Source organism: Citrobacter freundii complex sp. CFNIH4 (assembly GCF_002934505.1).
Lineage (GTDB): Bacteria > Pseudomonadota > Gammaproteobacteria > Enterobacterales > Enterobacteriaceae > Citrobacter > Citrobacter freundii.
Map to the genome: position 1 here is coordinate 1984047 of NZ_CP026231.1, position 24340 is coordinate 2008386.

The window sequence follows — 24340 nt, forward strand, 5'->3', positions numbered from 1 at the left end:
TCCCGTTTCAATAAATGTCGTAACACGCCCATCATAGCGGTTTCGGCAAATATACTGAAATCAGGTGTTGACTTTACCCCATCGAACTAGTTAACTAGTACGCAAGTTCACATGAAGAAGGTATCTGCAATGAAAGCAACATTTTTTCTGCACGGTTGGTGGCGCACTTCCTGATTTCGGGCAGTGTCTTACGTCTGCAATTTGCAACCAGATACCCGGCCCGCCTAATGAGCGGGCTTTTTTTTGAACAAAATTAATGAGAATAACGATGCAAACACAAAAACCGATACTCGAACTGCTTGCCTGCGATGCCGCCTATCGTGAGAATCCGACGTCGCTGTTTCATCAGGTGTGTGGCGCACGTCCGGCAACGCTGCTGCTGGAATCTGCAGATATCGACAGCAAAGACGATCTGAAGAGCTTGCTGCTAGTCGACAGCGCATTGCGCATTACCGCTCTCGGTGACACTGTCACTATTCAGGCGTTATCCACAAACGGCGCATCGCTGCTGCCCTTGCTGGATGCTGCCCTGCCCGCTGGCGTTGAGAATGAAAAACAGCCGAATGGTCGTCATCTGCGATTCCCTGCCGTCAGCCCGCTGTTGGATGAAGACGCCCGTTTATGTTCTCTTTCCGTATTTGATGCTTTTCGCATACTGCAGGGGCTGGTGAATGTTCCTGTTCAAGAACGTGAAGCGATGTTCTTCGGCGGTCTGTTTTCCTACGACCTGGTTGCCGGTTTTGAAGATTTACCTCAGCTTGAAGCGGGCAACCGTTGTCCTGACTACTGCTTCTATCTGGCAGAAACGCTGATGGTTATCGACCACCAGAAAAAAAGCACCCGAATTCAGGCCAGTGTTTTTACCCCCAATGATGCGGAAAAACAGCGACTTAACGCCCGTCTGGCGCAGCTGAGCCAGCATCTTACCGAGCCTGCGCCGCCGTTGCCGGTCACTGAAGTCCCGCAGATGCGCTGCGAGTGCAATCAGAGCGATGAAGAGTTCGGCGCCGTAGTACGTGGCATGCAAAAAGCGATTCGCGCGGGCGAAATTTTCCAGGTAGTTCCGTCCCGACGTTTCTCGCTGCCCTGCCCGTCACCGCTGGCAGCCTACTATGTGCTGAAGAAAAGTAACCCCAGCCCATACATGTTTTTCATGCAGGACAACGATTTCACGCTGTTTGGCGCCTCCCCGGAAAGCTCGCTGAAATACGATGCCACCAGCCGCCAGATTGAGATCTACCCGATTGCCGGCACTCGCCCGCGTGGTCGTCGTGCGGACGGTTCGCTTGACCGCGACCTTGACAGCCGTATCGAGCTGGAGATGCGTACCGACCATAAAGAGCTTTCTGAGCACCTGATGCTGGTTGACCTTGCGCGTAACGACCTGGCGCGCATCTGTACGCCTGGCAGCCGCTATGTTGCTGACCTCACCAAAGTCGATCGTTACTCCTTCGTAATGCACCTGGTTTCGCGTGTGGTAGGCGAGCTGCGTAGCGATCTGGATGTGCTGCACGCTTACCGCGCCTGTATGAATATGGGCACGTTAAGCGGAGCGCCAAAAGTTCGCGCTATGCAGCTTATCGCCGAGGCAGAAGGTCGTCGCCGTGGCAGCTACGGCGGCGCGGTAGGTTACTTCACGGCTCATGGCGATCTGGATACCTGTATTGTCATTCGTTCCGCCCTCGTGGAAGACGGTATTGCCACCGTACAAGCCGGTGCCGGGATTGTTCTGGATTCTGTACCGCAGTCTGAAGCCGATGAAACCCGTAATAAAGCGCGCGCGGTTCTGCGTGCTATCGCCACCGCGCACCACGCACAGGAGACCTTCTAATGGCTGACATTCTGCTGCTCGATAATATCGACTCTTTTACCTATAACCTGGCGGATCAGCTGCGTACTAATGGTCACAACGTGGTGATTTACCGCAACCATATTCCGGCCCAGACGTTGATTGACCGCTTAGCAACGATGAAAAATCCTGTGCTGATGCTCTCTCCAGGCCCAGGTGCGCCAAGCGAAGCAGGTTGCATGCCGGAGCTGTTAACCCGTCTGCGCGGCAAGCTGCCAATCATCGGCATTTGTCTGGGACATCAGGCCATTGTTGAGGCCTATGGTGGATATGTGGGCCAGGCTGGAGAAATCCTGCACGGCAAAGCGTCCAGCATTGAACACGACGGTCAGGCAATGTTTGCTGGTCTGGCGAATCCGCTGCCGGTGGCACGCTATCATTCGCTGGTTGGCAGCAACGTTCCGGCAGGATTAACCATTAACGCCCACTTTAACGGCATGGTGATGGCGGTGCGTCACGATACCGATCGCGTCTGCGGCTTCCAGTTCCATCCGGAGTCCATTCTGACCACCCAGGGCGCGCGTCTGTTGGAACAAACGCTGGCCTGGGCGCAACAGAAGCTTGAACAAACCAATACGCTGCAACCAATTCTGGAGAAACTGTACCAGGCGCAGACGCTGTCTCAGCAGGAAAGCCACCAGCTGTTCTCCGCCGTGGTCCGCGGTGAACTGAAGCCGGAACAACTGGCTGCGGCGCTGGTGAGCATGAAAATCCGTGGCGAACACCCGAATGAAATTGCCGGTGCGGCAACCGCGCTGCTGGAAAACGCCGCTCCGTTCCCGCGTCCTGATTATCTGTTTGCCGATATTGTCGGTACCGGCGGCGACGGCAGCAACAGCATCAATATTTCTACCGCCAGCGCCTTTGTTGCAGCGGCTTGCGGACTGAAAGTTGCCAAACACGGCAACCGCAGCGTCTCCAGCAAGTCAGGCTCTTCGGATCTGTTAGCGGCATTTGGCATCAATCTGGATATGAACGCCGACAAATCCCGTCAGGCGCTTGACGATCTCGGCGTGTGTTTTCTGTTTGCGCCGAAATACCACACCGGTTTTCGCCATGCCATGCCGGTACGCCAGCAGTTGAAAACCCGCACGCTGTTTAACGTGCTCGGCCCGTTGATTAACCCGGCACATCCGCCGCTGGCGCTGATCGGCGTTTACAGCCCGGAGCTGGTGCTGCCGATTGCCGAAACGCTGCGTGTGCTCGGATATCAGCGGGCGGCCGTAGTGCACAGCGGTGGCATGGACGAAGTTTCGCTGCATGCGCCGACCATTGTGGCAGAACTGCACGATGGGGAAATCAAGAGTTATCAACTGACGGCAGAAGACTTTGGCCTGACGCCTTACCACCAGGAACAGCTGGCTGGCGGCACGCCGGAAGAAAACCGTGACATTCTTAGTCGCTTGTTACAAGGTAAAGGTGAAGCCGCTCATGAAGCCGCTGTTGCCGCGAATGTCGCCATGTTAATGCGCTTGCACGGTGAAGAAGATTTGAAAGCCAATGCGCAAACCGTGATTAATGTACTGCGCAGCGGTGCGGCCTATGACCGTGTCACTGCACTGGCAGCAAGAGGGTAAATGATGCAAACCGTTTTAGCGAAAATTGTCGCAGACAAGGCGATTTGGGTAGAAGCCCGCAAACAGCAACAACCGCTGGCCAGCTTTCAAAATGATGTTCAACCCAGCTCTCGTGATTTCTACGATGCGCTGCAAGGTGCGCGCACCGCCTTTATTCTGGAATGTAAAAAAGCATCTCCGTCAAAAGGCGTGATCCGTGATGACTTCGATCCGGCACAGATTGCGGGCGTTTATAAACATTATGCTTCCGCGATTTCCGTACTGACCGATGAGAAATATTTCCAGGGCAGTTTTGATTTCCTGCCTATCGTCAGCCGCATCGCGCCGCAACCTGTTCTGTGTAAGGACTTTATTATCGATCCTTACCAGATTTACCTGGCGCGTTTTTACCAGGCGGACGCCTGTTTGTTGATGCTGTCGGTCCTCGATGATGAACAATATCGTCAACTCGCCGCCGTCGCCCACAGCCTGAAAATGGGCGTACTGACCGAAGTCAGCAACGAAGAAGAGCTGGAGCGTGCTATCGCACTGGGCGCCAAAGTCGTTGGTATCAACAACCGCGATTTACGCGACTTGTCGATTGATTTGAATCGCACCCGCCAGCTTGCGCCGCGCCTGGGCCACGGTGTGACCGTCATCAGCGAGTCCGGGATCAATACCTATGGTCAGGTGCGCGAGCTCAGCCACTTCGCCAACGGTTTTCTGATTGGTTCCGCGCTGATGTCGCATGATGATCTGCACGCTGCCGTGCGTCGCGTACTGCTCGGCGAGAATAAAGTCTGCGGTTTAACCCGGGCTCAGGATGCCAACGCGGCGTATAAATCCGGCGCGATTTATGGCGGACTGATTTTTGTACCCACATCGCCACGCGCGGTTAGCGTTGAGCAAGCGCGAGAGGTCATGACCGGCGCGCCGCTGCAATACGTCGGGGTGTTTCGCAACACAGATATTATCGACGTACGTGAAACAGCGGCTGCTCTGGGACTCACGGCCGTGCAACTGCATGGTAGCGAAGATCAAGCCTACGTAGACGCGCTACGCAATGCGCTACCCGCACAGGTACAAATCTGGAAGGCGCTCAGCGTCAGCGATAAGTTGCCAGCCCGGGATTATCAGCATGTCGATAAATACGTATTCGACAACGGTCAGGGCGGCAGCGGGCAACGCTTCGACTGGTCACTTTTAGGCGGACAATCGCTGGATAACGTATTACTGGCTGGCGGACTTGGCGCAGATAACTGCGTTGACGCGGCAAAAACCGGCTGTGCCGGTCTCGATTTCAATTCTGGCGTAGAGTCACAGCCGGGCATCAAAGATGCACGTCTTCTGGCTTCGGTCTTTCAGACGCTGCGCGCATATTAAGGAAAAGGACATGACAACATTACTCAATCCGTATTTTGGTGAATTTGGCGGTATGTATGTGCCACAGATTCTGATGCCTGCCCTGCGCCAGCTGGAAGAAGCTTTTGTCAGCGCGCAAAAAGATCCTGAATTTCAGGCGCAGTTTACAGACCTGCTGAAAAACTATGCGGGTCGCCCAACCGCACTGACCAAGTGCCAGAACATTACTCAAGGCACCAACACGACGCTGTATCTCAAGCGTGAAGATTTACTGCACGGCGGCGCGCACAAAACCAACCAGGTGCTGGGCCAGGCGTTGCTGGCGAAGCGCATGGGTAAAACGGAAATTATCGCCGAAACAGGCGCGGGGCAGCACGGTGTTGCATCTGCTCTCGCCAGCGCACTGCTGGGGTTGAAATGCCGTATTTACATGGGCGCGAAAGATGTTGAACGTCAGTCGCCGAACGTTTTCCGTATGCGTTTGATGGGTGCAGAAGTTATCCCCGTTCACAGCGGTTCCGCAACGCTGAAAGATGCCTGTAACGAAGCGCTGCGCGACTGGTCTGGCAGCTACGATACCGCGCACTATATGCTCGGTACAGCGGCAGGTCCGCACCCCTTCCCGACTATTGTGCGTGAGTTCCAGCGGATGATCGGTGAAGAAACCAAGGCGCAGATTCTGGAAAAAGAAGGTCGTCTGCCGGACGCCGTTATCGCCTGCGTGGGTGGCGGTTCTAACGCCATCGGTATGTTCGCCGATTTTATTAATGAAACCAGCGTCGGTTTGATTGGCGTAGAGCCAGGCGGTCACGGGATTGAGTCTGGAGAACACGGCGCGCCGTTGAAACATGGTCGTGTCGGGATTTACTTCGGCATGAAGTCCCCGATGATGCAGACCGAAGAAGGACAGATTGAAGAGTCTTACTCTATTTCCGCCGGGCTCGACTTCCCATCGGTCGGGCCACAGCATGCGTACCTGAACAGCATTGGTCGCGCCGATTATGTTTCAATAACCGATGATGAAGCACTGGAAGCCTTCAAAACGCTGTGTCTGCACGAGGGGATTATTCCGGCACTGGAGTCCTCCCATGCCCTGGCACACGCGTTGAAAATGATGCGTGAAAATCCGGAAAAAGAGCAGCTACTGGTGGTTAATCTCTCCGGTCGCGGCGACAAAGACATTTTCACCGTACACGATATTCTGAAAGCGCGAGGGGAAATCTAATGGAACGTTACGAAAACCTGTTTGCACAGCTGAAGGACCGCAAAGAAGGTGCTTTTGTCCCCTTCGTAACCCTGGGCGATCCGTCTGTTGAGCAGTCACTGAAAATCATTGATACGCTGATTGAAGCTGGTGCCGACGCGCTTGAACTCGGCATTCCGTTCTCCGATCCGCTGGCCGATGGCCCAACCATTCAGGAAGCCACCCTGCGTGCGTTTGCCGCCGGCGTCACACCATCGCAATGCTTTGAGATGCTGGCGCTGATTCGCCAGAAACATCCGACGATTCCCATTGGGTTGCTGATGTATGCCAACCTGGTCTTCAGCAAGGGCATTGACGAGTTTTACGCCCAGTGCGAAAAAGTGGGTGTGGATTCTGTGTTGGTAGCCGATGTCCCTGTTGAGGAGTCTGCGCCATTCAGAACTGCTGCACTGCGTCACAACATCGCACCGATTTTCATCTGCCCGCCGAACGCTGATGAAGAACTGCTACGCCAGATTGCCTCTTACGGTCGCGGCTACACTTATCTGCTTTCACGTGCAGGTGTGACCGGTGCCGAAAATCGTGCGGCATTACCGCTGCATCATTTGGTTGAAAAGCTGAAACAATATGATGCACCGCCTTCTTTACAGGGCTTCGGTATCTCTGCGCCTGAACAGGTAGCCGGAGCTATTGAAGCCGGTGCTGCCGGTGCAATTTCCGGCTCGGCAATTGTGAAAATCATTGAGAAAAATGTTGCGGCACCGGAACAGATGCTGGCTGAGCTGAAAGCGTTTGTCAGCACGATGAAAGCCGCCACCCACCAGTAAGTTAAATCAACCGCCAGAGACGTCTGGCGGTTTCACCCTTCTTTCGTGTGCTTCATTCTATACATAGCGCTATCCGCATTCTGAATGGCCACATCCAGTTCACCGTTCACTTCTGCAATTCCCCACGATACTGACAATGGTACGGTATGCCCTTCCACCACAAACACATGACTGGTCACCTGCCCGCTAATACGTTGCGCGATTGCTATGGCGTCAGTTGCCTACGATCGAAACAGCAGGATCATAAATTCATCCCCGCCGGTACGAATTACAATATCGTGGCTGGTGCGAGTGTTTGACAGCATCCTGTTGGCGATAATTTGCAACGCGCGATCGCCTGCCGCGTGGCCCCAGGTATCATTGACGGCCTTAAATTTATTGCAGTCCAGTAGCACCACCGAACAGTGTGATAAATCCCGACGCTTGATAATGTCGAGTATTCGGCGGTTAAAACAGCCGGTCAGAGTATCGATATAAACCTTGAGGTCGCTTTCGTTTAGCCATGACTTTAACGAGAAGCTAATGATGATGAAAAAGAACGGCGCCAGCAGGATAACAATCCCGGCATGTGTATCGCGCGCCATAAAACGGCCTAATGAAAGCGAATAGTGCAGCGCATATTTCTCCGAAAAATTGCGCACCAAATAGCTGGATTGCCCCGCACATTTGCCGGATAAGCAGAGGCTCTCTTTGTTGGTCAGATTCACCAACTCCACGTTCAATCCGGGAAGGATTTGATTATCAAACGCCTCGGCTAACGCTTCCTGCAGCTCAGGCTTCGAATGATCATAGACCAGATAGGCAACGATTTGGTCTGATATCTCCTTACCCGACAGATCGTAGATATAGCTCACTACGCTGTAGGCTTTTTCACCGGTAATTTTATCGGTATAGAAGTTTGTTGAACTGAGAGCTTTATTTTTGACGTTTTTTTGCAACAACCGGGTATAGAAATCGGTGGGCGGATAGAAAAAATGCGTAATATCCATCGCCATTTCAGAGTCAGAAAAACTGAAATTGCGCGAGTCGGAAGCCATAAACCAATAAAAATAATCTGAATTGCTGGCGATAATGTAACGGTGTGCATCGAAGCTGCCTGGATTTAGCTCATTAACCATTCCGCGAATGAACTCCGCCGCAGTATACATACACAGCGCATTATGGCTGGGTTGCTGAGCAATAATTGTCCCCGTTGCAGAATGAACCCGCTTTGGGTCGGCGTTAATTCCCCATTCATCTTTGTTTCGCGGAACAAACTGCGCCATAACACCACACTGTTCGCCGGTTTTGATGTGGTAATAACGCTCGCCAATCGCATCGGCAATCAGTTCATTATCGTTAAAAATGTCCAACATGTGAGCTTGCAGGCGGCTAACGCCTTCACTGGCGGCCGCCATACGCTGTTCATAAATGATAAACAGAAACAACGAGGTAAAAATCAACGTAATGAGCCCGGATACCAGCAGAGCCTGCCTGTTTCTGAGCTTATCCTGCACAATCTTCACGAGTCCACCCTGATAGTTAACAGTATTGCCAAATCGGTTACCCGTTTATGTTGTTGCATAACAGCGTTGTACGTTGATAGAGAATGTTTGCCACTCCGAAGCAGGTAAGTTGATGTAGCCCGCAGCAGCGCGCGTAGGTTACAGATTTATACAATAAAAGCACATATTTGTTAACATAAGCGCAAACTAATCATCACCTTCGATAGGATACCCTGCCCGCCGGATGGCCTCGCGGCAGTCGTTTACGCCTGCGGCATAGCCCGCCTCAATCTCACAAACCGGACTTGCGCTGCAATAAGGTAGTGTAACCGGAGTCGCAATAAGTTTCTCCAGCGCCTCAATTTTATCCATGCAAAGCAATAATTCACGTGCAACACTCACGGCAAACGCTGCCGTTTGATCCTCGTAGAACGGTTCCAGAAGTGTGATTTTTTGCTGTAGCAGATGGCGGGTCAACATCATCAGCAATCCCCTCAAAGTTGGTTTGCTTAAAGAGTAGCACTACATCAAAGGGGAGAAAGGCAGGATGTTTTCCCCAGAATTTTTTAAATGAAGAACGAGGGGAATTTTTCCTGGCTGCTAACCACGGGCAGGTATGCCCGGAATCTATACAGTTCAGTCGTTTTGGTTGTGCAACCATTAATGAAGTTGACTTCAAAAAGTCCCTTGCGAGACACTGAAGGAAAGCATGCCAAATATGGGTGAACTTGTTGAGACATCTGTTGATTAAATTAGTTATGTTAAGCGTTGGATTTTTAAGCGCTGGGGACATACTGGCAAATACTCCGGAACAGGTAATCACCGCTTTCCAGAGGGATTATAAATATTGGAATGACCAGTCATTTCAGAGAAATCAGAACTACGGAAAGCAAGAAGTTATGCTCCTGGCCCAGAAGGGTTGGAATGAGCTTTTGAATAAATATACAAAACCTGGTTTTCAGGGCGAGCCTATAGCTTTTGGTTCTGAGTCTAGTCATGATCCTGAGCAAGAGAACATCATATCGGTTCAGATTACTGAAAAAGTAGCGACCGTGACGACCAGATTATCGAGGCAGTATTATTCACCTGTTTATGAATATCAATTGTCCAAAGAGAATGATACCTGGTACCTATCTCAGATATTTTTAGTTGATGATGATGGAAAATATCCGAGTTTGTAATAAATAGTGCACTCATTACAACTTTATGAGTTAAAAAAATCTGCCATAATGACAGATTTCTTTAATCTATCATTAGAGATTTGCAACGTTATGATATACTTTTTGAACATCATCGTCATCTTCAAGAGCATCAACAAGCCCTGCAAAGACTTCTAAATCTTCTGGTGAAAGTTCAATTTCTGATTGAGCAATCATCTCTAATTCTGTAGTTGAGAACTCAGTAATTCCTGCTGCTTTTAGAGCTGCAATGCCTTTATGAAGATCTGTAGATTCAGTATAAATAACGATGTTTCCTTCTTCCTCGGTTACATCACGAACATCTACTTCAGCATTAAGCAGAATTTCAAAAATATGGTCAGGGTCTGTCCCTTCAAATACAATTACTCCGGTATTGTCAAACATATAGCTGACAGAACCCGCCGCTCCGATATTCCCGCCTTTTTTATTAAAAATTGAGCGGACATTAGCAATCGTACGGTTAACGTTTGAAGTCAATGTTTCAGCGATAATCAGTGAGCCACTGGGACCAAAGCCTTCATAACGCCCTTGCACGAACGTTTCATCGCTGCCGCCTTTGGCTTTATCAATGGCTTTATCAATAACGTGTTTTGGAACCTGCGCTTGTTTCGCACGTTCAATAACGAATTTTAAAGATGTATTTAATTCTGGGTCTGGTTCGCCTTGTTTAGCAGCAGCATAAATTTCTACACCGAATTTTGCATATACATTAGACGTTGCACCGTCTTTAGCTGTTTTTTTAGCAACAATATTTGCCCACTTACGTCCCACTGGAATGATCTCCTCGAAAATTCATTTACATTATTGAATGGTAAATAATCTGCCATCACATTATATCATGATGTATAAACATTAGTCCATGAAAAATAAAATATCCAAATTTTACGATATGTTACTTTAATTTTATCAATAGGTAACATTTTGGATAAGTTATCCCCTTATTATCTGCAGGTTCTTTTTTGTACGTAATAAATGAGCCGCAGCAATAATGCATAAGAGAATAGAAACAAAAGCGATATTCCAGATAAACACACAGGCTATTATAGTTACCGCGGTACTGCTTAAAGAGAGCGCTACAAGTCATCTTGCACAGCGCCTTATTTGATAGTGTGTTCGTTTAGTACCGGGACAAGATACTTAGCCTATATTTACTCCACCACTACAACAAAGGGAAATGCTAAATGGGTGGAACGGTACAACCAGCATCTCTGAATGATGCGTTCAGAAGCACACGTGACTCAGTTGACTACGGCTGGTCAAAATAACGATACGCGTGGAAAAGAATGGAAAAACTGGTCATTTGATGACCAGTTTTGCAGAGGAGTTTTGCAGAAGAACTTAAAAACGATAACCCGCAGAGAACATAAACACCCACGGATCGAGGCGTACACTGTCGCGCTGCTGGACGCCACCCATTTTATAGCTTGCGGTGGTGTCGATATCCATGTACCAGACCGACATGTTAATCAGCCAGTCGCGGTTAATCAGATAGTCCATACCGACTTGCCCTGCTGCACCCCAGGAATCTTTCAGACTCAGGTCCGATAATCCTGTTTCTTTACCGTTATCGTTAAAGCCTTCATCGAAGAAGGTCGTGTAGTTCACACCAACACCTACGTACGGACGCAGTTTACTGCTGGAGTCACCGAAGTACCACTGTGCCATTAACGTCGGCGGCAAATGATGTACGGTGGCAATATCACCCGTTGCTGCAGTACCAATTTTATGGCGGAACGGTGTAGCCGCCAGTAATTCAACACCGATATTGTCGGTTGCCATGTAGGTAAATGTCAGACCCAACTGCGTGTTATTGCTGACATCAAAGCCACCTAAGCTGCCCAGCGTACCACCTGCACCTTCCGTCGGTCTGACGGTGGCTGAACCTGCACGAATAAAGAACTCTCCAGCTTCATGCGCAAATGCGTTACCAGAGAGAAGGGTTGTTAAAGCCAATGCTGCAACTGTTAATTTTTTCATGTCCGCTCCATCGTTATGGTTATAAAAGCGGAATGAATATACCTACTTTGGAGTAATAAATGATCTAACATGGATCACATTGACTTTGATAATTTAACATTTATTGATCCAGATTAAGTTAGAACTTGCATTCAGAATCCTGGTTAAATTAATTCAGATCAATTTTGATATATTTTCAATGTGCAAGTACCTCCAGCTCATTGCTGATGGGTGTTTGTTATCTGCACGCGATGCGCAGATAACAAACAGCGTTCATGCACGACGCTGAAGTCATAGCCAAAAATTACCGCAGCTTTACAAAGATATGCTTTTCCATACATCGCGCGATGCTGCCACTGTAGAGTTATCCAGGGTACAATTGCCCGCAAATGAACACCTGCAAAACTCAAGGAGAGTGCATGTCTATCACGGCGAAATCCGTTTACCGTGACACGGGAAACTTTTTCCGTAATCAATTCATTACCATCTTGCTGGTATCGTTGTTGTGCGCGTTTATCACAGTGGTGTTAGGGCATGCCTTTTCCCCCACTGACGCACAAATTGCGCAACTCAGTGAAGGCGATCAGTTAACCAGCAGCGTGGGGTTGTTCGATCTGGTGCAAAACATGACCCCGGAGCAACAGCAAATTTTGCTACGCGCTTCCGCGGCGTCTACGTTTTCTGGTCTGATTGGTAATGCCATCCTTGCCGGTGGGGTCATCCTGATGATTCAGCTGATTTCAGCAGGTCATCGGGTCAGCGCATTACGTGCCATCGGCGCCAGTGCGCCAGTGTTGCCAAAGCTGTTTATTCTGATTTTTTTGACTACTCTGCTGGTGCAAATCGGTATTATGCTGGTTGTTGTTCCCGGTATTCTGCTGGCCATCCTGCTGGCACTCGCACCTGTGATGTTGGTACAGGACAAAATGGGTGTCTTTGCCGCGATGCGCAACAGTATGCGTCTGGCGTGGTCGAATATGCGACTGGTTGCGCCGGCAGTAATCGGTTGGTTGCTGGCAAAAACGCTGCTGTTGCTTTTTGCGCCAAGTTTTGCAGTACTTACGCCGAATGTAGGCGCGGTATTGGCGAATACGCTGAGCAATATGATCTCCGCGGTGTTGCTGATCTATTTGTTCCGCCTGTACATGCTGATTCGCCAATAAACCCTGAACGCATTCCGGGCTTGTACCCGGTGCTTTTGATGACGGAATCGAAGAATGAAGCAGTTTCTTGATTTTTTACCGCTGGTTGTCTTTTTTGCTTTTTATAAGCTTTACGACATCTATGCGGCGACCTCGGCGCTGATTGTCGCAACGGCTGTAGTGTTGATTTACAGCTGGGTTCGCTATCGCAAGGTCGAGAAGATGGCGTTAATCACCTTTGTCCTGGTGGCCGTATTTGGTGGCCTGACTATTTTTTTCCACAACGATGAATTCATTAAGTGGAAAGTAACGGTGATTTACGGGCTGTTTGCTGGAGCATTGCTGGTAAGCCAGTGGGTGATGAAAAAACCGCTGATCCAGCGCATGTTAGGTAAAGAACTGACCCTGCCGCAGCCAGTCTGGTCGAAACTAAATTTAGCCTGGGCAGTCTTTTTCATCCTGTGTGGTCTGGCGAATATCTATATTGCATTTTGGCTACCGCAGAACATTTGGGTCAACTTCAAAGTGTTCGGCCTGACCGCCCTGACTTTATTCTTTACGCTGCTGAGTGGGGTCTATATTTACCGTCATCTGCCGCAAGAAGATAAATCGTAATACATGCTCGCCAGATCTGCGGATCTGGCGAATTTTTATCCCCTCGCGTTCCATAGAGCTGACAACCTGACTTACATCTGCTCTGCATGCCGCATCCCCTCTGTTCTCGACGCACAAATTCTAGTAGCATCGCGCCTGTAATCTTTCTCTATAGTCGGTTCTACAATGACAACAACGAATAACACTCCCCAGGGTGAACTGGTTTTACGCACTCTGGCCATGCCTGCCGATACCAACGCGAACGGTGATATTTTTGGCGGCTGGCTGATGTCACAAATGGATATAGGTGGCGCGATTCAAGCCAAAGAGATCGCACATGGTCGTGTGGTAACTGTGCGGGTTGAAGGAATGAGCTTTTTGCGCCCGGTCGCCGTAGGTGATGTAGTGTGTTGCTATGCTCGCTGTGTGAAACGCGGGACAACCTCAATCAGCATCAATATTGAAGTTTGGGTGAAGAAAGTCGCTTCTGAACCTATTGGCCAGCGTTATAAGGCCACCGAAGCTCTGTTTATCTACGTTGCCGTTGATAAAGACGGGAAACCGCGTCCAATCCCCACGTTGGCCTGATAGCACACGCCAGTAATGCTATCCGGCAATCATCACTCTTGATCATTGCCGGACGGCCTGATGCTTACTCGATCTGCGTTGTGCCGTTTAATTTGAAAACAATATTCACCACGAGTCCGGAACCGGGTTTACCTGCTTCATAACGCCATCTACGCATCGCGTTTTTCACTTCACGCTCAAACATATTGGCAGGCTGTGCAGACAGGATCTCCACATTTTCAACCCGACCATCCGGCGTTACATTAAATTTGACCTTTACCCGCCCTTCAATGCGCAGCGCCTGAGCTCGCGCCGGATACTGAGGCTGATTACGGCTTAAAGCACGTGGACCCGATGGCGCACTGACCACCGGTTTGCTGGTAGTTGCCGGTGCTGTATTGGTCATTGTGCGCGTAGGTGCCGTATTTTCCAGCGGGGAGGCCGGCCGCGGTTCTGCTGGTTTAACATCGCGTTTCGGCTGCTCTTCCACCTTTTTCACCGGTTTTGGCTTCGGTTTAGGCTTGGGCTTCGGTTTTTCAATCACCACCGGCGCCTCTTTTGGTGGCTCTGGAATCGGCTCTGGTTCCGGTTCAGGCTCGACAGCGGGTTCCGGCGGCGGCTGAACGGCCTGAGGTGGTTCGAGATCGGCAGGCGCGACCATCGTGACAGAGATCGGCTGCGCTGGCGCAGGCAGTTCAATAACCTGATGTACCGAGGTATACAGCAAACCAGCCACTACGGCACCATGAATGCCGACAGACAGTAACGTTGGCCAGGGAAAGCGACGAGGTAAATCAAGGGTCATTGTATTGTAGCTATTCGGCATTGTAGCATTAGCCATAACGTTTATAGGTTCATCTTTAAATGATAATCAATTGCATGGGAGTTTATCACCATGAGAAGCGTAATAACATACTTGAGATTCTCATCAGCCATACAAGGTGCTGAAGGTGCAGATTCAACCAGACGACAAAACGACCTGTTCAAGCAGTGGCTGAAGAAGAATAACGATGCTCAAGTAGTAGCATCTTTCAGTGATGAAGGGTTGAGTGGTTACAAAGGTAAACACTTATCAGGGCAATTTGGGGATATGCTCTCCCGCATTGAATCAGGGGAATTTCCAGAAGGGACAATTTTACTAGTCGAAGCTATCGACCGCATAGGCCGCCTTGAACATCTTGAAACAGAAGCCTTGATGAATCGCATTATTGCTCATGGTATCGAGATTCACACTCTACAGGATGGGCTAATCTACACAAGGGATGCTCTATCCGATGATTTAGGAATCTCAATCATCCAGCGCGTTAAAAGCTACGTAGCTCATCAAGAGTCTAAGCAGAAGTCTTTCCGTGTTAGCCAGAAGTGGAAACAACGTGCAAAGCTTGCCCTTGCTGGTGAACAACGTCTTACAAGAAATGTCCCCGGATGGATTGACCCCGATACTCTCAAAATCAATGAACACGCTGAAACTGTACGCTTGATTTTCAAACTGCTGTTAGATGGTGAAAGTCTGCATAACATTGCACGTCACCTACAAAGCAACGGTATAAAGTCGTTTAGTCGCCGTAAAGATGCTAACGGGTTCAGTGTTCACAGTGTTCGTACTGTTTTACGCTCTGAGTCAGTGATAGGCACACTACCAGCATCACAACGTAATGACCGCCCCGCTATACCGAATTACTACGAAGCCGCTATAGATGCTTCAACGTTCAATAAAGCTCAAGAGATTCTTGGCAAGAACCGTACAGGCCGTACACCTGCAAGTGATAACCCATTAACGATTAACATCTTCAAAGGTCTGTTTAGGTGTCAGTGTGGGGCTAGTGTCCATCCCACCGGAACCAAGAATAAGTATGCGGGGGTCTACAGGTGCAATAACTATCTTGACGGTCGCTGTGATGTTCCACCGTTGAAGCGTAAACCGTTTGATAAGTGGATGATTGATAATTTTCTGGGGATGATTGACGTGGGGAATGATGGAGAATCAGAGAGGAAGATTGCAGCGTTACAGCATGAGGTTGAAATTGTCACATCTCGAATCAAGAAAGCTACCGCCCTACTTCTTGAGATGGATGATATTACAGAGTTGAAAGCTCAGGTGAAGGAACTTAACCAGAAGCGCACAGAACTACAGACTACTATCGACACTCTGAAGCGTAAAACTTCACTCACTGACAAGGAACTACCCCAACTTAAAGATATTGACCTTATGACTAAAGCGGGTCGTGTCGAGTGTCAGTTGATTTTGTCCAAACATCTAAAGGGGCTGACATTGGGTAAGGATTCGGTAACTGTAACGCTACAGAACGACACTGAAATAATCATACCTACAGACCCGCTACCGCTAAATGATGGGTCACCAATCCTTGAAATTGCCGAGAAAGAGCTACTAGAAATAGATGCTTATCAACTGTAACTTTCAGGGGCTATGAAGCCCCTTTTCATTTCTAGTAAGTACCGCGTTTGTTAGGATTCACAGAGAACTTCTTCAAAGCACTACCTGTACCAGCATTATTAAGCGCCTTTGTAGCTCCAGCATTAGCTGAGTCTGAGAAGGTGCTTTCACCATCTTTTACCGTAACGCTCTTGGAACAATTCAGACGGGCTTTTAACTGTTCGTTGGTAAGTTCACTTGAAGAACGGTTATAAAGCTCCTTACAAGCCAGCATAGGCGTATTCTTGTTAATGGACGTTGTAGTATTACCAGTGTTTTTCTTAGAAGTTACACCGTCATCTTTAGTTGTCATAGGTTTACCAGTTGCAGAAGAAATATCCGTAGTTCCAACTATTGATTTAAATTCCACACCCTGAAATGTCATCTGAATACGAAGACCATTAGTAATAGTGTGTTCTTTACTGGCTTTAAACTGAGTAATAACAGAGTCATCAATCTTAATGCCATCCCTACAGATGATGGAAATAATTTGCTTCTGGTCTCTCCAAGTCTCTACAGTTGAAATAAAGTTCTCTACAAGTTGCCCTTGTCGGGTTCTTATAATAGAACCGCTTGAACCTACTACTACAACACCTGAGATAGTGATTGTTTTAGGTGCCCTTTGAACGTTATCTGTAATGGTCTGCCCAGACTGCATAGCCTGAGTTGTCACCATCATAGGGGAGTCATATTCCATATTCTCTGTTGCTGACAGTGACAGAAAGTTATCTGGGTTACCTTGTAGGTGGAAATAAACCCCATCCTTACCTGAGTATCTGATTTGCTTTGTATCAAACATTGTTGTTATTCCTATTCTGTTAAGCGTTAGCTACGTGAAATCTAATTTTTGATGTTGGTATCCGTTCAGAAGAAATCACGTAGCATTCGACTATTCATAGTTGAATCGTCACACTGTTAATTTATTAGATAATGATTAATAGATTGCCGTGTGTAGCAATAAAGATTAGTAGCTCTAACATTATTCCCCCTCTGGGTAAGCTGAGTTAATCAAGGTATCTTCCTGCATACGGTTGAGATGTGATGTAGTTCTTTCATCAATTACTTTTCCATCAAGCACCGTTTGAGTAGTGATATTGATTGTCTGAGGCTGGATATTTACCGATGGCCTGATAGTTTTAATATCCTGTGTAAATACCTCTACACGGCTCTTAAGATTGTTTAGTGCTTCTGGTGAAATAATCTGTTCAGGTGCTTTTGATTTACCCTGAACCATAGCCCACAAAACAGCGGCAAATGAGTTCATATCACCTGTTAACGCTTGGTCTGTAGGCTCTGCTTTAGCCCTTACTTTATCCATCGGATTATCAGATTTATTCATCTGACGCTCATAGAGTGGTTTAACAATGGAGTTAATAACGTCAGCAGACATACCGACTACCATCACTCTTGTAATTGCATCAGCTACAGATAATTTCCCTTTACCACCTTCAATACTACCAACACCAGAACGTGAATTAATTCTTCCTGCTGCTGTATTCGCTACAGTTCCAAGATTTGTAATAGCTCTGGTTAAATTCCAGATACCACCTACAGCACCAATCCCAGACCTTACAGCGACTATACCAGCAAGCCCCTTTAAGGAATCTAACAGACCATTAGCAAGACCATCAGCTACAGCTTTTTGAGTGTCATTTAATTCTCTGTAAGCAAGGGTCACTCTGTCAAAGAATCCCTGTACTCTATAGCTAACCGTTGTAAGGCTATCAACACCGTTTGACATGCTTTTCATCAGGTCACCAAGAGATTCACCAAGACTTTTAGATGAACCACCCAGAGAACCAAGTAAATTAGTTAGTGACCTTGTAAAGTCTGTCAGACCTTCCTGTGAACCGTCGAACATAAGAGCTAGATTGTTGTTCCATGAATTAGAAAGGCGTCCTAGCTGTGTCTGAGTGGAGTTAATAATCTTTTCCCATCCACCAGCTTTAGCAATCATATTCCCCATTTCAGCGGATACTTTAGGAAGAACATCTTTAGAAAGAACTTTACCGTCTTTCATAGCCTTGTCTAATTCTTCTGTAGTCATACCAAGACTTCTGGCAAATAACTGAAAAGCACCTGCCATACGGTCACCTAATTGACCACGTAATTCTTCAGCCTGAATCTTTCCTTTAGAAGCCATCTGTTCGAAAGCTTTTAGAATCCCGTTAATCTCTTCTGTGTTCAGTCCCATTAGTCGGGATGTACCAATCACATTACTAAATAAGGATTCTTTCTGGTCTGTATTCATATCACCAGCACCAGCGGAAAACTTAGCAAAACTGCTTAATGTTTCAATCTGGTCTACACCTGTATTATTAGCAAGATTCTTAACGAAGTCTGTAGCTCGTTTAGCACCTTCATCACCTAAAACGAATTGTGCTGCTCGTTGTGATGCTTCTTTTTTCAGACCAATCTCCATAACCTTCTTGTAGGCTTCTAAGGCTGTCTGAAAACTATAAATAGCTGTACCTGCTTTAATTGCACTTGTAGCTAGTACATCCAGACTATTCGAAGCATTTTCACTGTGATTGTTTTTGCTGGTGGTCTTGTTAAACTTGGAAAGTGTTTCACGAAGAGACTGGTTTAACTTTGCTAACTCACGATTAAAGCTCTCATTACCAAGTTTATTAGCTCGACCACTTAAAGCGTAATACTGAGACTTGAACATCTTAGCTAATAAAGGGTCAGCGTTACCAAGCTTAGACATATTCACGCTATGCGCTGCTGTGATTGCTCTGTTTCCGCTAATTCGTGGTTGTCTCTGTTGCTTAGGTGGTCTTAAGGCTTCTTCAACCTGAGTTTTAATCTTAAACGCTTTAGTGTTTTTAAGACGTTGCTCAATACGTGAAACAGATTTATCAACATTCCTTTCCATAGTCTTCAAAGAATCATTTAAAGGTGTTGGGTTAACTCTGAATGCTTTATTCAATCGTTTCTCAATTCTTGATGCTACCTGCATCGTTTGCTTTTCAGCTTTTTCCAGACCTTTTAAAACCTTCTGAGAGCTAAAGCTTAACTCAATCAGAAAATCATCAACTTTAAATTGTCCCATTACATATTTTCACCTCTTTCTTTGTTTAAGCGTGTTGTACGTAAATTCTATTTTTCAGTGTGGATATTAGCTTTACAGATTTCACGTAGCACACATACAAAAAGGAGAGTTACCCAGATTGCAATCTAGATAATCTCCCCTTTATAATTTTATTAGATTCGATTAGAAGCTAATCTCATATTAATGGTATGAATCGACACGGGTTTAACAGACACCTCAGAGTCATTTAAGATGGCTTAAAGAGAGGTGCCCATGAGCGGTAAGCGTTATCCCGAAGAGTTTAAAATTGAAGCAGTCAAACAGGTTGTTGATCGTGGTTATTCTGTTTCCAGCGTTGCAACACGTCTCGATATCACCACCCACAGCCTTTACGCCTGGATAAAGAAGTACGGGCCGGATTCCTCCACTCATAAAGAACAGTCAGATGCTCAGACCGAGATCCGCCGTCTCCAGAAAGAGCTGAAGCGGGTTACTGACGAACGGGACATATTAAAAAAAGCCGCGGCGTACTTCGCAAAACTGTCCGACTGAGGTACGCCTTTATCCGTGACAACGCCCGTTGCTGGCCTGTTCGCCTGCTCTGTCGGGTGCTGGATGTTCATCCCAGTGGCTTTTACGCATGGCTTCAGCAGCCGCATTCACAACGCCATCGGGCAGACCTGAGACTGACAGGACAGATTAAACAGTTCTGGCTGGAATCGGGATGCGTCTATGGTTATCGCAAGATCCATCTGGATCTGCGGGACAGCGGGCAACAGTGCGGAGTCAACAGAGTCTGGCGACTGATGAAACGTGTCGGGATAAAGGCTCAGGTCGGATACCGGAGCCCGTGGGCACGTAAAGGCGAGGCCAGTATCGTGTCGCCCAACAGGCTCCAGCGACAGTTCAATCCGGATGCTCCGGATGAGCGTTGGGTAACCGACATAACCTATATCAGGACCCACGAAGGCTGGCTGTATCTTGCTGTGGTTGTTGATCTGTTCTCACGCAAAATTATCGGCTGGTCCATGCAATCCCGGATGACAAAGGACATTGTCCTGAACGCACTGCTGATGGCTGTATGGCGGCGTAATCCCCAAAAACAGGTGCTGGTTCATTCGGATCAGGGCAGTCAGTACACAAGCCATGAGTGGCAGTCGTTCCTGAAATCACACGGACTGGAGGGCAGCATGAGCCGTCGCGGTAACTGCCACGATAATGCGGTTGCAGAAAGCTTTTTCCAGTTGTTGAAACGCGAACGGATAAAGAAAAAGATCTACGGAACGCGGGAGGAAGCCCGCAGCGATATTTTTGATTACATCGAAATGTTTTATAACAGTAAGCGTCGGCATGGTTCCAGCGATCAGATGTCACCGACAGAATATGAAAACCAGTATTATCAACGGCTCGGAAGTGTCTAGATTATCCGTGGCGATTCAGTAAACGTAAGAATACATCCCTTCTTCACCTAGTACCTGTGCGTCACATGGTAATTTATCCAAGCACCATGAGGGAATCTTACGTACCTTTGCTTTGTGTGAAGTGATAACTTGACGTTTACTTTTAATTCTTAACTCTGGTTTAGTCTGAAGCTTTAAACTCTCACAAACAGACTTAATAACTTCGTAGCGTTCAGTTAAATCAATCATTCTTCACCTCACATCATAATTAAAGTGCTTTGCTGTACTTCGTTGAAATCTTGGTTAGTTGCTCAATATCAGCTTGCATAGCAACCTTCTTAGCGTCTTCATATTCACTAACAAGCGCCTTCATAGCTTTAAGCTGGTTAGCAAGTTCTTTCTTGGCAGTATCAATAACCTTGTTACGAGACCTTAAGATATTCTGTTTAGCAACTTCATTTAGTTCTTCCTGAGTCTTATCGGTCAAGTAAATGAAGGAACCATTACCACGAGAAGCTTTAACAATCTTAGCTACCCTAGAACCTTCAGGAAGATTATTAATCACATCTGGGATTTGTTCAGGGAAAGTACCAAAACCATCATTATCATTGTAATCAAAATAAACATATGGCTTTTGCTCAATCTCATCCATAATCTCAAACTCATTAGGCTCGATAGCTGCTTGCATCTGGGTAACTTTGCTATAAGCATCATCAAGCTTAATTCTTTGTGCTTTTAAAACTGGATAGTATTTCTTTTCAAGCTCAAGTAATGCTTCACTCTTGCATACATCAGGCATTTCTACTACTTCAGGGAAGACGTTAATAATTTCAGAAGGAAGCCTTGATTCTTTCTCTTGCTTCTCCTGAATAAGTTTATTAGCGAAATCTTCCTGCATTTTTAAAAGTGGATGTGAACCACCGTTTAAATTAACTCGTTCATAAGCTGGCTGGATGTGACCAACCTCTTTCTCATGTTCATCTCTAACCATTATTCACCTCGTTCTATTATTTCATGTTTCATAGAAGCACCCTCAATAGCATTCGTGGAGGTGAATGTCTGAAGCGAGTTAGTCGCTATCAAAGGTGCTTTTATCAAACTGAAAAGCCCTAAACAGATAACCGTAAAGGGCTTGATGATTTCTTAAAATGAAAGGTGAAGAACTTTCTTCAAAGATTCTCGGATAAAAACATTTGAAGAAATGCCCTAATCATCTTCATTAGGGCTAATGAGGTAGATTCTACCGAATCAACCACCTGTAAGGATATATCAAGAGCAGAATGATTTTAAAATAGCCTCTCAATTGTGGAGTCAAGAGGCTATGATGAAAGCATTGCACTTCCAGATATATTATCAACTAGATGTAGAGTTTGATTAAAGTACTGAGAGAATTGCTCTCCCATATAACTATCTTCGCATGTTTAAGGTTATTTGTCAACATGTTTTTAACAATCTGGTAACATCAATTCTTATTTACTGTGTTACCAATCAGGCAACCACATAATAGACCTAGTAACGTCCAAGCAATTACCAAACCCATTATAGAATCCCTCTTTGCTTTGATGCTAGGATAACTCTTTTAATAGTATTTTCAGGAAGGTCAAAGTAAGCGCTGTTTTTCTCAATCAGGGAATCGGGAATCTCAATAACTCCTACAGGTTCACCAATAGTGACATTCTTAAACTGCCAGATATCACCCTTAACCCGCTCAAAGATTTTTTCAAAGTCGAACTTTTTAATAACTTCATCAATTTGTACTTTCATTACATTACCTCGTTTGTTTGTAGTTGAAGAATATTGTCACTGTAGATAATTGTCACAGCACCTTTCAGAAATTGCTCTGGGCTAACGCTGTATCGGTTTGTCTGTTCGATAATTAAGCGCTTCATGTTTGAGTCGGTAACAGGCAACATCATTCTTGGTTCGCCACATTCTACCGACTGAATATAATCTTCAATTTCTTCTGAGTTCTCAGCCATTAGCTCTAGCAGTTTGTCAAAGTCAATCGATACACCAGAATCAGTGAAGTGTTGAATCATATTTACTGTGTCAGTATCAACAAAAATCTGTAATTCGTAATTACTCATTTCTTAAATCCTCTTTTTAAATCCTTAACAGGAAGCTCTGTAACGAGTTTTAACCCCATTTTTAGGGGTAACCTATAGAGATGTACCACCCACCTTAAAATAAGGGGTAAAATCGCTTAGAATGCGCTACAGAGCGTCTGAGAAGCTGCTTTAGGGTTTTCTTTAAAAGTCTCGGACTACCAATAGCCTAATTCTACTTTATTTCGTTCAAACCATTCCGCTGTAACTGCTGTTTTTAATGTTTCGTTTGGGCTGGTGGCATGAATGAAGATATCTTTTGGATTATGAATATCACCGAAACCATCTTCTCTGATGAGCAGGTCTGATACATGCTTAATCATTTTATCTGTGCTGTATTTGAATTTAACGCATAACATTCATACCTCTTGAGATAACTTGTAAATCTTCAGGCTTAGTAGACGTGTGATATCTACTGGCAGTTTGTTTTCACTCTTAAGGGTGTTAAGTGCTTCTCGTTCAATTCGAATATGCTTACGACCTTTTGAGACAGGAGTCTTCAGTAAATCCGCCTCAGTGACCTCTTTAGCAATTGCAAGTTGCATAATAGTCTTGTGGGGTAAGTTAGTAACTTGTTTAATTCTGTTAAGCTCGCTAAAAGCTTTCTCTGAAATTCTTGTAAGCGTGTGTCTGTTCATTTTAAAATCCTTCTGCTTGTGCGTATACGTCAAATTCAAAATCTGGCTGTTCGTTTTCCATTGGTTCAATATTCCCAACGGCAATATGATGCTCAACAATACCAATTAGCTTTGCACACATTACAACAAGCAATGCACAATAGGCATCGGTTGGTAATTCGTAGCTAAGTCTGGTTGCTTGTCGCTGAAGATGATTTGTCACAGTTGATGAATTAATATCATCAAGATTCTTTAGAAGATAAAACAATTTCTTGTTGTATTTTGGGTGACCCTCACTTCTGCAAAATCCGATAAAAATATCATCAAGCTTGCTTGGTAATTGCTCGTAAGAATCAAAGTTAGCCAAATAGGTTTTAATGGTATTCTTCGTGCTCTTTCTGGTTGGCATATAACGGTTCCTCGGTGTAATTGCCCGAATTACTTCGTCAATGCCTTTGCGTTCTTTTTTGGTGAACTTGGGTAATTCGTAGCTGGTGGGGGTGGTTGTGTAGCTGTAGGAGTTGTGTCTGTTGCGTCTCTTGGATTCTTCAAGAAACCTTTGAAATTCTCTGTCGTTCATTCATATTCTGACCCTCATGGAATGTTATTATTCTGTTAACTATACATATACAATACTAGCAGTTTCAATGGCTAATGTCAAGTATTTTCGTAACAATTACGTAACATTTATGGTATAATGGTTTTATGAGAGAGGGATTATTAGAAGGCGTGGCTATCGAGAATGGTCACATGTTTTGCATTGCACACAGGAAGAGAATATGAATGTTTACCATCCCTCAAACCCTAGCGGATAACCTTGCTGGTGGCGGTATCGGGCTTGTTATTGGAGTTCTGCTTCGTTACTTCGTTGTTCGGCTATTCGTGGTCTTTAAGTTGTTTGGTCGTGAATGGTCGTTTGACTTGAAAGACAGAAGCCGCGAGGACAATCATCAAGACCCGTCCTAACCCCCAATCACTCCCGCCTCTGAAAATATTTTAGCTGGTGGGTA

At 46.4% G+C, this 24340-nt stretch carries 26 protein-coding genes, 2 pseudogenes and 1 other annotated feature; of the genes and pseudogenes, 14 read left to right on the plus strand and 14 right to left on the minus strand.

Annotation, left to right across the window (positions count from 1 at the left end; genetic code table 11):
• The first annotated feature begins 129 nt into the window (after window positions 1-129).
• From trpL to trpA, 6 genes are all read left to right on the plus strand, one after another.
• Entirely contained in the window at window positions 130-174 is a 45-nt protein-coding gene (gene trpL, locus C2U41_RS29315; protein WP_191229385.1) for a trp operon leader peptide, read from the plus strand.
• Window positions 151-245 (plus strand) — a sequence feature (Trp leader region). Its footprint overlaps the gene before it by 24 nt.
• A 23-nt stretch (window positions 246-268) precedes the next feature.
• The gene (locus C2U41_RS10125; protein WP_103848891.1) at window positions 269-1831 is read left to right on the plus strand and encodes an anthranilate synthase component 1; all 1563 of its coding nucleotides are present in this window, start codon (window positions 269-271) and stop codon (window positions 1829-1831) included.
• On the plus strand, window positions 1831-3426 hold the full coding sequence (trpD, locus tag C2U41_RS10130; protein ID WP_003020639.1) for a bifunctional anthranilate synthase glutamate amidotransferase component TrpG/anthranilate phosphoribosyltransferase TrpD: 1596 nt from the start codon (window positions 1831-1833) through the stop codon (window positions 3424-3426). Before C2U41_RS10125 ends, trpD begins: the two co-directional genes overlap by 1 nt.
• Before the next feature lie 3 nt (window positions 3427-3429).
• Window positions 3430-4788, plus strand: a complete 1359-nt coding sequence (gene trpCF / locus C2U41_RS10135) for a bifunctional indole-3-glycerol-phosphate synthase TrpC/phosphoribosylanthranilate isomerase TrpF (protein ID WP_003841280.1) — start codon at window positions 3430-3432, stop codon at window positions 4786-4788.
• A 10-nt stretch (window positions 4789-4798) separates the two neighbouring features.
• Window positions 4799-5992: a tryptophan synthase subunit beta gene (gene trpB, locus C2U41_RS10140; RefSeq protein ID WP_003020645.1), complete on the plus strand. Its 1194-nt coding sequence runs from the start codon at window positions 4799-4801 to the stop codon at window positions 5990-5992.
• Window positions 5992-6798, plus strand: coding sequence for a tryptophan synthase subunit alpha (gene trpA / locus C2U41_RS10145; RefSeq protein WP_003020647.1), 807 nt, complete (start codon window positions 5992-5994; stop codon window positions 6796-6798). The genes trpB and trpA overlap by 1 nt, the downstream gene beginning before the upstream one ends.
• A gap of 32 nt (window positions 6799-6830) precedes the next feature.
• Here trpA and C2U41_RS10150 read toward each other — a convergent pair.
• Window positions 6831-8303: pseudogene (locus tag C2U41_RS10150) on the minus strand (GGDEF domain-containing protein).
• 186 nt (window positions 8304-8489) lie between these two features.
• Entirely contained in the window at window positions 8490-8765 is a 276-nt protein-coding gene (locus C2U41_RS10155; RefSeq protein WP_003841288.1) for a hypothetical protein, read from the minus strand.
• A 260-nt stretch (window positions 8766-9025) separates the two neighbouring features.
• On the opposite strand from C2U41_RS10155, the gene C2U41_RS10160 reads away from it, so the two are divergent.
• Window positions 9026-9463, plus strand: coding sequence for a hypothetical protein (locus C2U41_RS10160; protein ID WP_231040640.1), 438 nt, complete (start codon window positions 9026-9028; stop codon window positions 9461-9463).
• Window positions 9464-9535: 72 nt separating this feature from the next.
• Here the strand turns inward: C2U41_RS10160 and C2U41_RS10165 are convergent, their stop codons facing one another.
• Window positions 9536-10252, minus strand: coding sequence for a YebC/PmpR family DNA-binding transcriptional regulator (locus tag C2U41_RS10165; RefSeq protein WP_003020658.1), 717 nt, complete (start codon window positions 10250-10252; stop codon window positions 9536-9538).
• A gap of 567 nt (window positions 10253-10819) precedes the next feature.
• Entirely contained in the window at window positions 10820-11458 is a 639-nt protein-coding gene (gene ompW, locus C2U41_RS10170) for an outer membrane protein OmpW (RefSeq protein ID WP_003833354.1), read from the minus strand.
• Window positions 11459-11741: 283 nt separating this feature from the next.
• Here ompW and C2U41_RS29690 point away from each other — a divergent pair.
• The 4 genes and pseudogenes from C2U41_RS29690 to yciA all read left to right on the plus strand — a co-directional run.
• Window positions 11742-11828: pseudogene (locus C2U41_RS29690) on the plus strand (YkgJ family cysteine cluster protein); the annotation flags it as partial.
• Window positions 11829-11856: 28 nt separating this feature from the next.
• The gene (locus C2U41_RS10175) at window positions 11857-12600 is read left to right on the plus strand and encodes a YciC family protein (protein ID WP_003020663.1); all 744 of its coding nucleotides are present in this window, start codon (window positions 11857-11859) and stop codon (window positions 12598-12600) included.
• Between the two features lie 54 nt (window positions 12601-12654).
• The gene (locus C2U41_RS10180) at window positions 12655-13194 is read left to right on the plus strand and encodes a septation protein A (protein ID WP_003020667.1); all 540 of its coding nucleotides are present in this window, start codon (window positions 12655-12657) and stop codon (window positions 13192-13194) included.
• A 165-nt stretch (window positions 13195-13359) separates the two neighbouring features.
• Complete coding sequence (yciA, locus tag C2U41_RS10185) at window positions 13360-13761, plus strand: acyl-CoA thioester hydrolase YciA (protein ID WP_003020670.1); 402 nt, start codon at window positions 13360-13362, stop codon at window positions 13759-13761.
• Window positions 13762-13825: 64 nt separating this feature from the next.
• Here the strand turns inward: yciA and tonB are convergent, their stop codons facing one another.
• Window positions 13826-14545 (minus strand): TonB system transport protein TonB, encoded by a 720-nt coding sequence (tonB, locus tag C2U41_RS10190; protein WP_032936415.1) that lies wholly within the window; start codon window positions 14543-14545, stop codon window positions 13826-13828.
• Window positions 14546-14635: 90 nt separating this feature from the next.
• Between tonB and C2U41_RS10195 the strand changes: the two genes are divergently transcribed.
• Window positions 14636-16156 (plus strand): recombinase family protein, encoded by a 1521-nt coding sequence (locus tag C2U41_RS10195; RefSeq protein ID WP_103848892.1) that lies wholly within the window; start codon window positions 14636-14638, stop codon window positions 16154-16156.
• Window positions 16157-16187: 31 nt separating this feature from the next.
• Here the strand turns inward: C2U41_RS10195 and C2U41_RS10200 are convergent, their stop codons facing one another.
• A complete protein-coding gene (locus C2U41_RS10200; protein ID WP_103848893.1) occupies window positions 16188-16973 on the minus strand; it encodes a phage baseplate protein in 786 nt (261 codons plus the stop codon).
• Between the two features lie 180 nt (window positions 16974-17153).
• Window positions 17154-19229 carry a tape measure protein gene (locus tag C2U41_RS10205; RefSeq protein WP_103848894.1) on the minus strand — a complete coding sequence of 692 codons (2076 nt, stop codon included), beginning with the start codon at window positions 19227-19229 and terminating at the stop codon, window positions 17154-17156.
• A 252-nt stretch (window positions 19230-19481) separates the two neighbouring features.
• Here C2U41_RS10205 and C2U41_RS10210 point away from each other — a divergent pair.
• Window positions 19482-20629 (plus strand): IS3 family transposase gene (locus C2U41_RS10210; protein ID WP_103849485.1). Its coding sequence is split into 2 segments (ribosomal slippage): window positions 19482-19719 and window positions 19719-20629, totalling 1149 coding nucleotides; the frame shifts between segments, so codons are not numbered across the junction.
• A gap of 15 nt (window positions 20630-20644) precedes the next feature.
• Here C2U41_RS10210 and C2U41_RS10215 read toward each other — a convergent pair.
• From C2U41_RS10215 to C2U41_RS10245, 7 genes are all read right to left on the minus strand, one after another.
• Window positions 20645-20857: a hypothetical protein gene (locus tag C2U41_RS10215; RefSeq protein ID WP_103849252.1), complete on the minus strand. Its 213-nt coding sequence runs from the start codon at window positions 20855-20857 to the stop codon at window positions 20645-20647.
• Between the two features lie 19 nt (window positions 20858-20876).
• Complete coding sequence (locus C2U41_RS10220) at window positions 20877-21599, minus strand: transposase (RefSeq protein ID WP_233901294.1); 723 nt, start codon at window positions 21597-21599, stop codon at window positions 20877-20879.
• Between the two features lie 548 nt (window positions 21600-22147).
• Window positions 22148-22372, minus strand: coding sequence for a hypothetical protein (locus tag C2U41_RS10225; protein ID WP_103849251.1), 225 nt, complete (start codon window positions 22370-22372; stop codon window positions 22148-22150).
• Complete coding sequence (locus C2U41_RS10230) at window positions 22372-22695, minus strand: hypothetical protein (protein WP_103849250.1); 324 nt, start codon at window positions 22693-22695, stop codon at window positions 22372-22374. Before C2U41_RS10230 ends, C2U41_RS10225 begins: the two co-directional genes overlap by 1 nt.
• A gap of 176 nt (window positions 22696-22871) precedes the next feature.
• Complete coding sequence (locus C2U41_RS10235; RefSeq protein WP_103849249.1) at window positions 22872-23072, minus strand: hypothetical protein; 201 nt, start codon at window positions 23070-23072, stop codon at window positions 22872-22874.
• A complete protein-coding gene (locus C2U41_RS10240; RefSeq protein ID WP_103849248.1) occupies window positions 23073-23351 on the minus strand; it encodes a hypothetical protein in 279 nt (92 codons plus the stop codon).
• 1 nt (window position 23352) lies between these two features.
• Window positions 23353-23910: a hypothetical protein gene (locus tag C2U41_RS10245; RefSeq protein WP_103849247.1), complete on the minus strand. Its 558-nt coding sequence runs from the start codon at window positions 23908-23910 to the stop codon at window positions 23353-23355.
• A gap of 203 nt (window positions 23911-24113) precedes the next feature.
• Between C2U41_RS10245 and C2U41_RS10250 the strand changes: the two genes are divergently transcribed.
• Window positions 24114-24296: a hypothetical protein gene (locus tag C2U41_RS10250; RefSeq protein ID WP_103849246.1), complete on the plus strand. Its 183-nt coding sequence runs from the start codon at window positions 24114-24116 to the stop codon at window positions 24294-24296.
• Window positions 24297-24340 lie beyond the last annotated feature (44 nt).

Bases quoted from the DNA above. Each gene is read 5' to 3' on its own strand.
- C2U41_RS10195 (WP_103848892.1), top strand. From the start codon at position 14,636: ATGAGAAGCGTAATAACATACTTGAGATTCTCATCAGCCATACAAGGT.
- C2U41_RS10225 (WP_103849251.1), bottom strand. From the start codon at position 22,372: ATGAAAGTACAAATTGATGAAGTTATTAAAAAGTTCGACTTTGAAAAA.
- C2U41_RS10240 (WP_103849248.1), bottom strand. From the start codon at position 23,351: ATGAACAGACACACGCTTACAAGAATTTCAGAGAAAGCTTTTAGCGAG.
- C2U41_RS10205 (WP_103848894.1), bottom strand. From the start codon at position 19,229: ATGGGACAATTTAAAGTTGATGATTTTCTGATTGAGTTAAGCTTTAGC.
- trpD (WP_003020639.1), top strand. From the start codon at position 1,831: ATGGCTGACATTCTGCTGCTCGATAATATCGACTCTTTTACCTATAAC.
- C2U41_RS10220 (WP_233901294.1), bottom strand. From the start codon at position 21,599: ATGGTTAGAGATGAACATGAGAAAGAGGTTGGTCACATCCAGCCAGCT.
- C2U41_RS10125 (WP_103848891.1), top strand. From the start codon at position 269: ATGCAAACACAAAAACCGATACTCGAACTGCTTGCCTGCGATGCCGCC.
- C2U41_RS10235 (WP_103849249.1), bottom strand. From the start codon at position 23,072: ATGTTATGCGTTAAATTCAAATACAGCACAGATAAAATGATTAAGCAT.
- C2U41_RS10250 (WP_103849246.1), top strand. From the start codon at position 24,114: ATGTTTACCATCCCTCAAACCCTAGCGGATAACCTTGCTGGTGGCGGT.
- C2U41_RS10230 (WP_103849250.1), bottom strand. From the start codon at position 22,695: ATGAGTAATTACGAATTACAGATTTTTGTTGATACTGACACAGTAAAT.
- C2U41_RS10200 (WP_103848893.1), bottom strand. From the start codon at position 16,973: ATGTTTGATACAAAGCAAATCAGATACTCAGGTAAGGATGGGGTTTAT.
- ompW (WP_003833354.1), bottom strand. From the start codon at position 11,458: ATGAAAAAATTAACAGTTGCAGCATTGGCTTTAACAACCCTTCTCTCT.
- yciA (WP_003020670.1), top strand. From the start codon at position 13,360: ATGACAACAACGAATAACACTCCCCAGGGTGAACTGGTTTTACGCACT.
- C2U41_RS10215 (WP_103849252.1), bottom strand. From the start codon at position 20,857: ATGATTGATTTAACTGAACGCTACGAAGTTATTAAGTCTGTTTGTGAG.
- trpCF (WP_003841280.1), top strand. From the start codon at position 3,430: ATGCAAACCGTTTTAGCGAAAATTGTCGCAGACAAGGCGATTTGGGTA.
- C2U41_RS10180 (WP_003020667.1), top strand. From the start codon at position 12,655: ATGAAGCAGTTTCTTGATTTTTTACCGCTGGTTGTCTTTTTTGCTTTT.
- trpA (WP_003020647.1), top strand. From the start codon at position 5,992: ATGGAACGTTACGAAAACCTGTTTGCACAGCTGAAGGACCGCAAAGAA.
- trpB (WP_003020645.1), top strand. From the start codon at position 4,799: ATGACAACATTACTCAATCCGTATTTTGGTGAATTTGGCGGTATGTAT.
- C2U41_RS10175 (WP_003020663.1), top strand. From the start codon at position 11,857: ATGTCTATCACGGCGAAATCCGTTTACCGTGACACGGGAAACTTTTTC.
- C2U41_RS10245 (WP_103849247.1), bottom strand. From the start codon at position 23,910: ATGAACGACAGAGAATTTCAAAGGTTTCTTGAAGAATCCAAGAGACGC.
- tonB (WP_032936415.1), bottom strand. From the start codon at position 14,545: ATGACCCTTGATTTACCTCGTCGCTTTCCCTGGCCAACGTTACTGTCT.
- C2U41_RS10155 (WP_003841288.1), bottom strand. From the start codon at position 8,765: ATGATGTTGACCCGCCATCTGCTACAGCAAAAAATCACACTTCTGGAA.